Consider the following 13,597-nt stretch of genomic DNA (forward strand, 5'->3'; position numbering starts at 1 on the left):
AGAAAGAAGTTATGCATATTCATAAATTTGAAAAAATCTGGCTGATATTCGGAATTACGACCTTAATCGTATTCCTGACTGTTATTGGGGTCAGCGCCTTCTATTTAGGCAACCAGCCTCCGAGCTGCCTGGCAACAATCAATCCTGAAAAGGTAGATACTACAGCACCTTTCGATAAACCTGGACTAAAGAAGGTTGAAGGAAAAGAATGGGATTACGAACTTGTTTTCGTGGCATCGGCATTTGCCTACAACCCTGGACAGGTCGAAGTTCCTAAAGGAGCTAAAGTGAAAGTAATCGCGACTACAAAAGACGTCATTCACGGTTTCCAGGTTGCAGGAACTAATATCAACATGATGCTTGAGCCTGGATATATCAGTGAGTACGTCACCACGTTTGACAAAGCCGGTGATTACCTGATTGTTTGTAATGAATATTGTGGTGTCGGCCACCACATGATGTCGTCTAAAATCGAGGTGGTAGAATAATGAATACTAAATCAATTAATCCAAAGGTTGACCGCCGAGACGGCAAATTGGCAATGGCCCACTTTTATGTCGCTTTCATCGCTCTTGCAATTGGCGGTCTTGCAGGTTTGCTCCAGACACTTGTCCGTTCAGGAAAATTTGAATTACCTTCATGGACTGGGTATTACCAAATCCTTACCATCCATGGTGTCGTACTTGGACTCGTGCTTACAACATTTTTCATTATGGGATTCCAGCTCTCTCTTGTGAGCAAAACATCCGGAACATTAACAAATAAACAGCGAAAGACTGGCTGGATTGGTTTCTGGACGATGACCATCGGTACTGTAATGGCTGCTATCATGATCCTGACAAACCAGGCTTCTGTTCTTTATACATTCTACGCACCATTACAGGCACACGCACTCTTTTACTTGGGACTTACACTCGTGATCGTCGGAAGCTGGATTGACGGCGCTGCAATCATCATGGCTTACTCTTCGTGGAGAAAAGCTAATCCTGGAAAGCCTAGCCCGCTGTTGACTTTCATGTCACTCGTCAACACGCTTATGTGGATCGTAGCTACGATTGGTGTTGCTGCAACAGTACTATTCCAGCTGCTTCCTTGGTCGCTTGGCCTTGTTGAGCGTGTAGATGTATTGGTCAGCCGTACATTGTTCTGGTATTTCGGCCACCCGCTTGTGTATTTCTGGTTATTGCCTGCATATATGGCCTGGTACGCAATCGTTCCAAAAATTATAGGCGGAAAGATTTTCTCTGATTCATTAGCTAGAATGTCATTCATTCTGTTCCTGTTGTTCTCAATTCCGGTTGGTTTCCACCACCAGTTAATGGAACCAGGTATTGACCCAGCATGGAAATTCCTTCAGGTTATTTTGACTTTCCTTGTTGTCATCCCATCATTGATGACCGCATTCTCATTGTTTGCGACATTTGAAATGTTTGGCCGTTCTAAAGGATCTACCGGCCTATTCGGCTGGGTGAAAAAGCTTCCTTGGGGAGATGCCCGATTCGCAGTACCTTTCATAGGTATGCTTGCATTCATCCCTGCCGGTGCTGGTGGACTAGTCAACGCTTCCCACCAGTTGAACCAGGTAGTACACAACACAATCTGGGTTACAGGACACTTCCATTTAACACTTGCAACTTCAGTTGTCCTTACTTTCTTTGGGATTTCTTATTGGCTGGTCCCTCACCTGACTGGCAGGGTCTTGACAAAGGCTATGAATAAACTAGCCATTATCCAGGGAATTGTTTGGGCAATCGGTATGACATTCATGTCCGGTGCGATGCACGCAGCTGGTCTCCTTGGAGCTCCACGCCGTTCTTCATTCTCAACGTACGGCGGTTCAGAGCAAGCAGCTGAATGGATTCCTTACCAGGTTGCACAGGCAGTCGGCGGATCTATCCTGTTCCTTGGAATCATCCTGATCCTTTACATTTTCATTAACCTTGCATTCTTCGCACCTAAAGGGGAAGAAGAATTCCCTGTTGGAGAAGTTGCTGACCAAGCAGAGAAAACTCCGATGGTATTCGAAAACTGGAAGCTATGGCTTGGCATCACTGTCCTTTTGATTCTCTTCGCATACACGATACCGTTCATCGATATGATCGAAAATGCACCGATCGGGTCGAAGGGATATAAATTCTTCTAAAAAACACTTTCTATGAATCAACCAAAACAGGGTATGAAATTGCAAAAAATTTCACCCTGTTTTTTGTTGTTTTAGCAGCATTTATACGATTAACATATAAATAAAAAACTTAATATCACACTATTTAGCATGCTGATCTTGTCATTCCCGCCCTGTTATTTTACATACAAAATACCTGCCATTAAAATCGAACATAACCCGATGCCTACCAATATAAGAGGCTTGTTATGGGCCGCATCATGGAATAGCTTATTCGACTTCCATGAAAAAAATAGGATGCCTCAGCATCCTATTTTGCATTTTCACACATATTTTAATTAAAATTCTGCATTTCCTGGTGTACGAGGGAATGGAATGACATCGCGGATGTTTTTCATTCCAGTTAGATACATAACAAGTCGTTCGAATCCAATACCATAACCAGAATGCTTTGTGCTGCCGTATTTTCTAAGCTCGAGATACCACCAGTAATCTTCTTCCGCCATACCAAGTTCTTTAATTCGCTCTGCAAGAACGTCTTCTCTTTCCTCACGCTGGCTTCCGCCGATTAACTCGCCAATGCCGGGAACCAAAAGGTCTGTCGCGGCAACTGTCTTGCCATCCTCATTCGCTCGCATATAAAATGCCTTAATTTCTTTCGGATAGTCGGTTACGAAGACAGGACGTTTGTAAATTTCCTCGCTAAGGTAACGTTCATGTTCCGTTTGCAAATCTGTACCCCATTCAACAGGGTATTCAAATTCCTTATCTGAGTTCTTCAATAATTCAACAGCTTCGCTATAAGTAACGCGTCCGAAATCGGATTCTAATGCATTCTTCAATCTTTCGATAAGTGTTTTATCAATAAAGCTGTTAAAGAAGGCCATTTCTTCTGGTGCATGTTCAAAAACGTAATCAATGACATACTTGACCATTTCTTCTCCAAGGTCCATGATATCCGGTAATTCTGCAAAGGCAACTTCCGGCTCGATCATCCAGAATTCTGAGGCATGTCGTGCCGTATTGGAATTTTCTGCTCTGAATGTCGGACCAAAGGTATACACATTACGGAAAGCAAGAGCAAAGCTTTCGACATTTAATTGGCCGCTAACAGTTAAGTTTGTTTCTTTACCGAAGAAATCTGCACTGTCATCCACTTTTCCGTCTTCGGTTTTTGGAAGCTGGTTCAAGTCCATTGATGTTACACGGAACATCTCCCCTGCTCCTTCAGTATCACTTCCGGTAATAATCGGTGTATGTACATATACAAACCCTTTGTCTTGAAAGAATTTATGAAGGGCATAGGATGCAAGAGATCTTACTCTGAAGACGGCTGAGAAGGCGTTGGCTCTCGGACGTAAATGAGCGATTGTTCTCAAATATTCAAGGGTATGTCTCTTTTTTTGTATAGGATAATCTGTATCCGACAATCCCTCGACTACAATTTTTGTTGCTTTAATTTCAAACGGCTGCTTCATTTCAGGAGTTGGAACAAATTCACCTTCTACTAAAACAGAAGAGCTAATAGGCAACTTTGTAATTTCTTTGAAGTTATCAAGGGTATCTTCAAAAACAACTTGTACACTCTTAAAGAATGTTCCATCGTTTAACTCCATAAAACCAATGGTTTTGGAATCGCGTAGCGTACGGATCCACCCTGTAATTTGAACAGTTTTGTCTTTAAAATTTTCTTGATTTCTGTATAAATCTTTTACTACGGTCTTAATCATAATTAGCCTCCTTATGGTAATTTTTTTGCAATAAAAAAAGCCTTCTATCCCCAAAAAAGGGACGAAAGGCTGAACTTCCGCGGTACCACCCAAATTGTCATAAAATGACCAGCTTTACTATTGCATATCCCAGTCTATAACGTGCTGGAAACGTCTAAGCCTACTCACGATATCCCTTTCGGTTAGAACTCAAAGGTGTTCTTCATTTATGCTTCATCGCCAGGCTTCCACCGTCCCCGGCTCGCTATCGAATATAGCAAAAACTACTTTCCTTTTCATCGATTTAAAAATATGTAGTTTTCAAAGGATTTTTACTGTAATAATTTATCACAAAACATAATCCTTTGTCTAGTTGCCCCCTAAGTTATCTGCATTTTTCGCTAAAAATCTTTGATTACAATCTAAAGTGAAACAATTTACCTAAACGAAAAAGTGCTTTAATTTAAGAGAAAAGGAGCCTGGGTTTGTGACCAGGCTCCTTTCTCTGTTAATTCGTGCGTTTATTATTTGCTTTTTTACCACTTCAAACGAGATTGAATCACACAGTGAAGTGCTTTTTTTGCTTCCTGATGGGAATTGAGATATTGATAGATATTACAGATATGATAATCAACGCAGATCCGAGCATCTGAAGACCGCCCAGCCTGTCACCATACACCAGTATTCCCAGCATGGTGGCAATGACGGGTTCCAGTGTAGCAACTACTGCAGCAGTACTGCTTTCCGTCCTTTCAAGGCCCCAGGAGTATGCAAAATATGCAATCACAGTCGGGAAGATCCCTAACCCTATCGCATAAAGCCACGCATTCCCGGTGAAAAGGACAGAAGCCTTGCTGACTATACCAGTTGTCGGAGCCAGGGCAGCCGAAGCCACAAGGAATGTATACAAAGTGACCGTAAAAGGATGGTACCGCCTTAATGCCAACTTGCCAAATATACTGTAAAGAGCGTAGCCGAACCCTGCCCCTAGGCCAATAAGGATACTGGAGACAGAAAATGACGTCCCCCCGTGCCCTGTAATGCCTGCGGCAAGTGTGCAGCCGATGACCGTCATGACAATCGCCAACAGCTTCCTCCTGTTAATGCTTTCTTTCAGGAAAAGAAATGATAAAACCGCAACAAAAGCAGGAGAAGTATACAGTAAAGCTACAGCAATCGGGATGTTCATCAGGTTGATTGCCGTAAAATAAGACCAATTAAAAAAAACAATGCTTAAAATTCCTGTACCCACAAAAAGATACAAGTCTTTCACCCTGATTTTTAAATGGCTTCGGTAAAAAGCAATTCCCACCAGAATCAAAATAATGGCTGCGGTCAACACACGGATAGCCACAATCTCCATAGCACTGAACCCGGCATTATTCAGGCCTTTAACAAAAAAACCAATCAGGCCCCACATTGCCGCAGCAAATGCGATCATAAAATAAGGCAATTTCCCGTACATACATTCACCCACAGAAAAGATGGCAGGAAGACTGCCATCTTATTTTCTAAAAAAGAATCTTATTAAACCAGCTGATATACTTTATTGTATTTTTCGTATAAATAATCGACTAAGTACTGAGCATTAAGTCCCTCTCCAGTTACATCAGTCAATATTTCAAGTGGTTTTTTCATTTTTCCATGCTTATGGACTTTCTCAGTCATCCACTCTTTAACCGGCTGAAGATTTCCTTGTTCCAGGAGTGCCTCATAGTCAGGCAAATCTTTGAGCATGGCATTCTTGAACTGCGCTGCATACATATAGCCTAAAGCATAGGATGGGAAGTAGCCAAAGCTGCCTCCTGCCCAGTGTACATCCTGCAGCACACCTTGTGCATCATTTTCCGGCCTGATTCCGAGATACTGTTCATATCTATCATTCCAGATCTGCGGAAGGTCCTTTACTTCAATTTCATCATTGAATAAGCCTTTTTCAATTTCATATCGTACCATCACATGGAGTGGATATGTCAGCTCATCTGCCTCAATCCTGATCAAGCTTGGCTTGGACTCATTAATTGCACGATAGAATTCCTCTGCCTCCACCCCGGTAAACTGTCCTTCAGAGAACTCCTGCAGCAGGCTGTAGTTGTGCTTCCAGAAAGAGTAATTTCGTCCAACAAAGTTCTCATAGAAAAGCGACTGTGATTCATGGATGCCCATTGAAGTGCCTGAACTCAGAGGAGTTCCAACCAGTTCATCCGAGATGTTTTGTTCATAAAGAGCGTGGCCGCCTTCATGAATGGTACCGAAAACAGCTGTCCTGAAATCTGCTTCATCATATTTCGTCGTAACCCTTACATCTCCTGGGTTAAGCCCCATTGCGAATGGGTGAACCGTTTCATCAAGCCGGCCTGCATCAAAATCATATCCCATTTGCTTTAGGATCTCGAGGCTGAAAGCACGCTGCTTTTCTTTAGGAAAATGCTCAAAAAGGAACTCTGTATCAGGTTTGGCAGTTGAACTGGAAATCTGCTGTACAAGCGGGACAATTTTTTCACGAAGGTCTCCAAACACCTGGTCCAAAACATCGACCGTGACCCCAGGTTCATACATATCGAGCAAGGTGTTGTATTTATTGCCTTCATATCCCCAGTAACCAATGAATCTCTTAGTGGTATCCACCAATTTTTCAAGATACGGTCTGAACATTTCAAAATCGGACTCTGCTTTTGCCTCTTCCCAAACACTTTCTGCTTTTGATTGAAGAATCACATATTCAAGATATTCTTCTGCAGGGATTTTTTTATTGCGGTCATAATCCTTTCTGCACTCATCCAGCGTTTTACGGGTAATCTCAGATAAACTTGTTTCATTAGAAAGTCGTGCTATGTATGATGCCATTTCTTCTGATGTTGACATGTTAAAAAGCTCTGAAGATAGTACTCCGATCACTTCAGAACGCTGACCTGCTCCCTTTTTTGGGGCTCCTGTCCTTAAATCCCAATAAATCAAAGAAAGCGCCTCTCCATAGGCAGCCATTTTTTTGACATAATCCAAAAATTTCTTTTCTGTTTGCATGACTTCACTCATTCATTTCACCCCATTTTTCTCTTTCTCGTCTATCTTATCATACTTTTCTGAACTTTACGTTCAAGAAAATCTAAAAGCCATCCCGCCTAAAAGGGGTGTGCGCTGAAGCCGTATTCTTTATGAACTTAATGAATTGTGAAACAAAATAAAAGGCTGTTTCGTAAAGATTATTGTTAAAATCCTAAAGTTGATTTTAACGTAATAAAGCCATTTTGCAGGTCGGTATTAAGTTTGACATGCTCTTTTTTCACAAAAGAGTCAACTTTGCGAAGAACATATTGGTCTTTCAACCCGATTTTGTAGTCAATAGCAACAAAGTTTGAGAAAAGAGCCAAATAAAAACAACAGGCGAACCTGTTGTTTAATAGAATCATAGGATGTTTTCCAGATAATTATTTCGTTTTACCGATTGCCACTCGCCATGTTTCTGGGCCTTCCTCTAGATACTCCCATGAAAATGACTCCGGGCGTTCCATCATGAATTGGTATTGCAGCGGTCTAGGGTCATGGTCATTGACGATTTGCATGAATTCCCCCTTGTGCAGTGAGTCAAAGTTTTGGAATATGGTCGGGTGTTTTTCCCGTGGGGCATAATCAGGAACATTGATAATAACATTGAAAGTCATTTCACTCTCTCCTTTAATTTCTGATTTCCTTTACATTTACATTATAATTCTCCTGTATCCCACTTGTAGTGAGCGCGGTCACAGAGTAACTATGACTTCTTTCATTCGAGAAGTTCAGTCACCTCTAAATGTGATCTGTAAAAAAATAGAGGAACTACTTTTTCTAGAGAGAATTCTATGAAGGGGAGGGGATTTTTTGAAGGAGCTAGTTGGCAGCTGCGATCGTTGTGGAAAAGAGATTTTTTGCCTGGATGGTTTTTTGAATGGTGTACATAAAGATGGGAAAGTGCTTTGTTTTGAATGCGAAAAAGAAGAGGAACAAAAATCATAATAAAAACCGCAAAGCTAACGCTTTGCGGTTTTCCTATTAATCTTCATCAATAGCCAAATCTTTTACTGGCAGCTGTTCTTCTTCTTTATGTGTCACATTACGGAGATTGAAGAGTGCTTTTAAGCTGAATATTGCCAGCGCAGCAACACCAATCAAGAAAATCGTATCTGGTATTGCCCTCAGCGTCAGGAGCATTTCAACTGTTTCCCGCTGTAAGAACTGAGATGAACGTGAAGCTGCATAACCATTGAAATATGCTTCTTTTAACTGAAGATATCCGACTGGCAGCAATGACAGGAATACCATGCCAGCCAAGCCTGCGTTCAGCATGATGACTATGAATTTAACCCACCTGTCGTTCCACTTTTCAGGCTTCACAATATTGCGCAATGAGTAGATCAATACTGCGCCTGCGAACATTCCATACACACCCATCATCGCCGCGTGGCCGTGTGCTGGTGTCAGGAATTGGCCGTGCTCAAGGAAGCTGACTGCAGGCAGGTTGATCAGGAAGCCAAGTACACCTGCACCTACCAGATTCCAAATGGCTACTGAAATCAAGAACCAGAATGTACCTTTATAAGGGAAATCAACTCCCCCATCCCTCATCATTTTGTACTGTTCATATGCTTCCAGAATGAGCAAGGTCAACGGGATGACTTCCAGAGCAGAGAATACAGAACCGAGCGCAATCCAGACTTCGGAAGAACCATTGTAATAATAATGGTGGCCGATACCGATGACACCTGCTCCCATCAGCAGGATTAACTGGAAGTATAATGCTTTTATTGTTGATTTTTTCGTGACTAGCTTCATTTGGACCATTAAGAAACCAATGACAACGACTGCGAAAACTTCGAATATTCCTTCAACCCAGAGATGGATGATCCACCAGCGCCAGTAGTCAGCAAAGGTATAGTGTGTGCCTGGATTGATCATGAAAGCGAAGAAGTAAAATGCTGGCACGGCAATTGCTGAGTAAAACAACAGGTGAATCAGGCCGCCTTTGTCTGATTCCCTCTTCAACCCACTCTTGATCCCGCGGAATACGATGAACAGCCAGATCAGCATTCCGGTCGCAAGAATGAACTGCCATATGCGTCCCAGCTCAAGGTATTCCCAGCCCTGGTGACCTAATAAGAACCAATTGTTGCCCAGGTAGCCGTTTGCACCAAGCCATTGGCCAATCATGCTGCCGGCTACAAGCACAACTAGTGCCCAGAATAATATGTCGACTAGTATTCCCTGGCGCTTTGGTTCATGCCCGCCGACCAGCGGAGCGATGAAGATGCCCATTCCTAACCATGCAGTCGCAATCCAGAAGATTGCCAGCTGAAGGTGGAATCCTTTTGTAATATTGAATGGCAGGATATCATGGACCCACTTCATTCCAAAGAAACTGTCAGGCTCGATATAATAGTGAGCGAGCAGCGCTCCGAACATTGCCTGAACAAAGAACAGTACAGAAACAACCGCGAAATACTTACCTGTTTTCAATTGCGAGGATGTAAGCGGAAGCTTCCTCAAATCGATTTTCGGGAAGTTCCCGGCTGTATAAGCCTCTTGCATCCCTAAATGATAACGGTAGAAAACAAACAGGATTAATCCTACGAATAGGATCAATATGGTCACACTCGCACCACTCCACCAGATTGCAGAGAAGGACATAGTGTTTCCGGCATCCTCATAATATGGCCAGTTATTTGTATAAGTAATATCATCTTCGGGTCTTTCTGTACTTGAAAGCCATGCTGTCCAGAAAAAGAAATCAGCGATTTGCTCAATCTGATCGCCCTTTGATACCCAGGCTCGCTCCCCGTCCGGCATATGTTTTTCCTGAATTAACCCTGGCTTTAGACCCCACTGATCACCTTCAGTAAAAATAGTATGATAGAATTCCCTTACCTTTTCGTGCCCATTTATTTGTGCCTCTGTCAGCACCAGCTTATCGGTATCCGGCACATAACGGTTTTCACGCATCTCCTTCATGACAGTGTCCCGGATGATTGTTTGTTCATCTCCCGTCAACGCTTTAAAAGCCTTACCATATTTTTCTTGTGACTTGAAGTCATGCATCCCATCAGTATAAATTTTCAGTGCCTCTGCCGTGTAATCAGGCCCCATATAGGATCCATGCCCTAATACAGTTCCATAATCCATCAAACCATATTTCTGGAAGACAGCCTGCCCTCCCATGATGCTTTCTTTCGTTAAGATGACCTCTCCCTTTTCGTTTGTCACTTCTAGCGGCCTAGGAGCCATATCTTTAAAGATCCAGTAACCTCCTGTCAGGAGTACTGTAAAGCTAAGTAATAATGTGATGATGAGTACGGATTTCAGCAGTGAGTTTCTATTTTTCTTGACCACTGCCTTCGTGGATGTTCCACGCTGGATTTCCATCTATCATACACCCCTTCCCTGTTTTTTTTACAACTTAAGCATAATGGGAATGAAATGTTTAGTTTGTGAAGTTCTTCATTTGCCGGGTGTGATATTTCCCACAGCAATGATAATTATTTTCATAAAAACGTCAAAATATGATTCAGGTCACTTAGCCCTCCTCTTTCCCTTGATAAAATTTACGGCAGATACTTAATCAAATCATAGAGGAGCAGATTGAGATGCATATATCACAAATCAAACAGCAATTGAAAGAAGTTCCTATTTTCAAAGAATTATCGACAGAGGAGCTGGATCCGATCATAGAAATCGCCCAGCCAAGATTCTTTAAAAATAAAATGTATGCTTTCATGCAGGGAGATCCGCTAGACCGCGTTTTCTTCATTCATTCAGGGAAGGTGAAAATTTATAAAACCGACTCATCAGGAAGAGAACAAATCGTTTCTGTCCTTGAATCCGGTGAAATGTTTCCTCACGCTGGCTTCTTCAGGAAAGGCCAATATCCTGCCCACGCGGAAATAATGGAAGACACACTGATGATCATCGTACCAATCTCTAAATTTGAAGAGATCCTGGTTGCCTATCCCGAACTATCTATTAAGTTATTCCGAGTCCTTGGAGAGAAGATCATTGATTTGCAGGCCAGGCTCGAGGAACAGATTCTTCACAATACATACGAACAGATCATTATGCTGTTACTCCGCCTTTGCAAGACAAATGGAGAAAAGAAGGAACATGGATTTAAATTGACCACCCATTTTACCAATAAGGAATTTGCCAACATGATCGGTACTTCCAGGGAAACCGTCAGCAGAACCATCAACCATTTAAAGAAAAAAGATTACTTAAGTTTGGATCCTGACGGCTACTATCTGATCGACCATGAAAAATTGCATCAGGAATTGTTTTAACAGGAAGAGCAATTTTTCTGCGGTTAAGTGATGCGTATCACGGCAGAAAAGAGTGAAAATGATTATCATTTAATCATACCAACTAAAGTATCGAGGAGCTGAATGATATGGAACACAGAACGATAGAATTGGATGTGCGTGAGGATATAAATAACAAGCTGGAGCCTTTCCAAAAAATCATGGAAGCCATTGGCGATTTAGAATTGAATGACAGACTGGTCCTCCATGCACCTTTCAAGCCTGTCCCCTTGTATGGGGTTTTAAAAGCAAAGGGATTTGAACACGTAGTCGAAAAAATCGAGGCAAAACATTATAAAATCACTTTTACAAAAAAGGGAGGGAAATAAGATGATCCTGGATAACAGAGGGCTTGAACCGCCACAGCCGATGATGCGGACACTGGCAAAGCTGGAGGAGCTTGAGGAAGGACAGACGCTTATCATTATCAATGACCGACGTCCGATGTTTCTGTTCGAGCAGCTTGATGAACTAGGATATCTTTATTTGACTGAACAGCAAGAAGATGGAAGCTATCGCGTGACTATTTCCCGCAAAGCGGGGTGAATCAAATGTTTCAGCAAAACAGTGGTAACGAAACAAATATAAAGCTTCCTTTTTCATTCATCGGCTTCAGCATGCTCGCGTTAATTCTTTCACAGCTGCTAATCCTGCTGAACGGTGACCTTCTTGTTTCCGGCGTATTCCGATTGCCGGCAATCTGGTCAGCTGCACATCTGTTCGTACTCGGCTGGGCCCTGATGGTAGCTATGGGTGCCATGTACCAGCTGGTCCCTGTCGCATTCCTGACACCGATTTGGAACGAAAAATTTGGATTTTGGCAATTGGCTGTAACGACTGCAGGAATCGTATCTTTCGCTGCAGCATTATACCTTCGCCCACAGGATGCCTTGGTTCCAGGAATCCTGACATTGCTCGGAATTTTGATGTTCATATTTCAGATGTTCATGACGCTTAAAAGCCAGGCAAAACCAAATATCTTAACTTTGTTCGTCGGTACTGCACTGTTTTCTCTCCTGGCAACAATTACACTTGGTATCACATTGGTTCTGAGCATGAAGTCAGGTTTTGCATCAGAGTATTATCAAGCTATTTTTAAAACTCATATCCTGCTGGGTACAGTGGGCTGGTTCTCATTATTGATCTTTGGTTTTTCTTATAAAATGGTTCCGATGTTCTCACTTTCACATGGGTATTCCATGAAACCGGCACCATTTGTATTCGGTGTTTATGTTGTTGGAATTATCATTTTGATCTTTTCCTTCTTAACGGGCAGCCATTTATTTGAAGTGTTGGGAACTTTCATGCTATTTGCCGGATTCATGATTTTCACCTGGCATGTCAAAATAATCATTGATAAGCGTGTGAAGAAGAAGCTTGACCGCCCATTCATGTTCGCCTTATTTGCGATTGGCTGCGGTGCTTTAATCCACTTTGCCGCTTTTGCAGGAAGTGCCGCAAATCTCCTTTCAAAAATGGCAGGGCCGATTATTTTACTATATTTAGTCGCCTGGATTGCTTTCAGTATCATTGGTTATCTATATAAGATCGTCCCATTCCTGTGGTGGACTCATAAATACAGCAAGGAAATCGGTAAAAAGAAGGTGCCTGCGTTAAAGGACATGATGGATGAGAAGCTGGCACTGCCGCTTTTCATCTTGTTTACTGCCGGGACGATCCTTCTATTACTTTCATTCATTGCCAGGCTGATGCCGGTCTTTTACATCGGTCAGGGATTGATTGTTATCGGGACTGTCCTATTCAGCTATATTATCGCCAAAGTGGTCACTATTTAAGGAGGAGTTAGAAATGAATGAATTATTGGAAAAAATCAGGGGAAATTTAAAAACTGTGATCGATCCAGAATTGAATATTAATGTTGTGGATCTAGGTTTGATATATGAAATAGATGTTCCAGAACCCCGCAAAGCAAAGATTTTAATGACACTGACAACTCCGGGCTGCCCACTTCATGACAGCATCGCCAGCGGCATTAAATATTGCGTACAAGGCATGGAGGAAATTGACCATGCAGACGTCCAATTGACATGGGAGCCAGCCTGGACACCAGAACGGATGACCGAGGATGGAAAAAGACTGCTTCAGGGTTTTTAATCAGGGGAAATGATGGTTTCATAATCAAACAGCAAAGATGCAAAGAAACGCTTGGGCTTCAAGCGTTCTTTGCATCTTTGCATTGGCTTATTTAAGATTTGAAAGGCCAAATGACAATGCCTGCCGAAAGTTATTTTCTGCTTCCTGCAATTCTGCCAGCTGGAGTTCATCAGCCTGGAATTCATTACGCAAAGCCTCTGTACTAGTTGAAAGAGCTTTTAAGATCCTTTGGAAGTCGATAAATGTATAATTCATTGCCATCCCTCCGTTTCATAAGAAATGCGCAAGCGCCTTGTTCAGCCCCGACAAGCGTTGGAGGGCCGACCACT

General features: G+C 42.3%; 14 protein-coding genes and 1 other annotated feature. Of the genes, 8 read left to right on the plus strand and 6 right to left on the minus strand.

Features of this window, described 5'->3' with window-relative positions; genetic code table 11:
* Nucleotides 1-11 precede the first annotated feature (11 nt).
* Entirely contained in the window at nucleotides 12-488 is a 477-nt protein-coding gene (locus J7I80_RS07105; protein ID WP_214737012.1) for a cytochrome c oxidase subunit II, read from the plus strand.
* Entirely contained in the window at nucleotides 488-2,143 is a 1,656-nt protein-coding gene (locus J7I80_RS07110) for a b(o/a)3-type cytochrome-c oxidase subunit 1 (RefSeq protein WP_214737014.1), read from the plus strand. Before J7I80_RS07105 ends, J7I80_RS07110 begins: the two co-directional genes overlap by 1 nt.
* A gap of 317 nt (nucleotides 2,144-2,460) precedes the next feature.
* On the opposite strand, the gene asnS is transcribed toward J7I80_RS07110, so the two are convergent.
* The 4 genes from asnS to J7I80_RS07130 all read right to left on the minus strand — a co-directional run bounded on the left by asnS (nucleotide 2,461) and on the right by J7I80_RS07130 (nucleotide 7,493).
* Entirely contained in the window at nucleotides 2,461-3,852 is a 1,392-nt protein-coding gene (gene asnS, locus J7I80_RS07115; protein ID WP_214737016.1) for an asparagine--tRNA ligase, read from the minus strand.
* A gap of 54 nt (nucleotides 3,853-3,906) precedes the next feature.
* Nucleotides 3,907-4,140: a binding site (T-box leader), on the minus strand.
* A gap of 250 nt (nucleotides 4,141-4,390) precedes the next feature.
* Nucleotides 4,391-5,296 (minus strand): EamA family transporter, encoded by a 906-nt coding sequence (locus tag J7I80_RS07120; protein ID WP_214737018.1) that lies wholly within the window; start codon nucleotides 5,294-5,296, stop codon nucleotides 4,391-4,393.
* 62 nt (nucleotides 5,297-5,358) lie between these two features.
* The gene (locus tag J7I80_RS07125) at nucleotides 5,359-6,867 is read right to left on the minus strand and encodes a carboxypeptidase M32 (protein ID WP_214737020.1); all 1,509 of its coding nucleotides are present in this window, start codon (nucleotides 6,865-6,867) and stop codon (nucleotides 5,359-5,361) included.
* Between the two features lie 392 nt (nucleotides 6,868-7,259).
* The gene (locus tag J7I80_RS07130; RefSeq protein ID WP_214737023.1) at nucleotides 7,260-7,493 is read right to left on the minus strand and encodes a DUF2249 domain-containing protein; all 234 of its coding nucleotides are present in this window, start codon (nucleotides 7,491-7,493) and stop codon (nucleotides 7,260-7,262) included.
* A 196-nt stretch (nucleotides 7,494-7,689) separates the two neighbouring features.
* On the opposite strand from J7I80_RS07130, the gene J7I80_RS23465 reads away from it, so the two are divergent.
* Nucleotides 7,690-7,824 (plus strand): hypothetical protein, encoded by a 135-nt coding sequence (locus tag J7I80_RS23465; RefSeq protein WP_285289118.1) that lies wholly within the window; start codon nucleotides 7,690-7,692, stop codon nucleotides 7,822-7,824.
* A gap of 36 nt (nucleotides 7,825-7,860) precedes the next feature.
* On the opposite strand, the gene J7I80_RS07135 is transcribed toward J7I80_RS23465, so the two are convergent.
* Nucleotides 7,861-10,224, minus strand: a complete 2,364-nt coding sequence (locus J7I80_RS07135; RefSeq protein WP_214737025.1) for a nitric-oxide reductase large subunit — start codon at nucleotides 10,222-10,224, stop codon at nucleotides 7,861-7,863.
* 221 nt (nucleotides 10,225-10,445) lie between these two features.
* Between J7I80_RS07135 and J7I80_RS07140 the strand changes: the two genes are divergently transcribed.
* From J7I80_RS07140 to J7I80_RS07160, 5 genes are all read left to right on the plus strand, one after another.
* Nucleotides 10,446-11,135 carry a Crp/Fnr family transcriptional regulator gene (locus J7I80_RS07140; RefSeq protein WP_214737027.1) on the plus strand — a complete coding sequence of 230 codons (690 nt, stop codon included), beginning with the start codon at nucleotides 10,446-10,448 and terminating at the stop codon, nucleotides 11,133-11,135.
* A 107-nt stretch (nucleotides 11,136-11,242) separates the two neighbouring features.
* Nucleotides 11,243-11,482: a DUF2249 domain-containing protein gene (locus J7I80_RS07145; RefSeq protein ID WP_214737029.1), complete on the plus strand. Its 240-nt coding sequence runs from the start codon at nucleotides 11,243-11,245 to the stop codon at nucleotides 11,480-11,482.
* Between the two features lies 1 nt (nucleotide 11,483).
* A complete protein-coding gene (locus J7I80_RS07150) occupies nucleotides 11,484-11,699 on the plus strand; it encodes a DUF2249 domain-containing protein (RefSeq protein ID WP_214737031.1) in 216 nt (71 codons plus the stop codon).
* A 5-nt stretch (nucleotides 11,700-11,704) separates the two neighbouring features.
* Nucleotides 11,705-12,949, plus strand: coding sequence for a hypothetical protein (locus J7I80_RS07155; RefSeq protein WP_214737033.1), 1,245 nt, complete (start codon nucleotides 11,705-11,707; stop codon nucleotides 12,947-12,949).
* Between the two features lie 13 nt (nucleotides 12,950-12,962).
* On the plus strand, nucleotides 12,963-13,268 hold the full coding sequence (locus J7I80_RS07160; RefSeq protein WP_214737035.1) for a metal-sulfur cluster assembly factor: 306 nt from the start codon (nucleotides 12,963-12,965) through the stop codon (nucleotides 13,266-13,268).
* An 87-nt stretch (nucleotides 13,269-13,355) separates the two neighbouring features.
* Here the strand turns inward: J7I80_RS07160 and J7I80_RS07165 are convergent, their stop codons facing one another.
* Nucleotides 13,356-13,523, minus strand: coding sequence for a hypothetical protein (locus J7I80_RS07165; RefSeq protein ID WP_214737037.1), 168 nt, complete (start codon nucleotides 13,521-13,523; stop codon nucleotides 13,356-13,358).
* Nucleotides 13,524-13,597 lie beyond the last annotated feature (74 nt).

This window comes from Bacillus sp. ISL-41 (genome assembly GCF_018613235.1).
Classification (GTDB): Bacteria; Bacillota; Bacilli; order Bacillales; family Cytobacillaceae; genus Mesobacillus.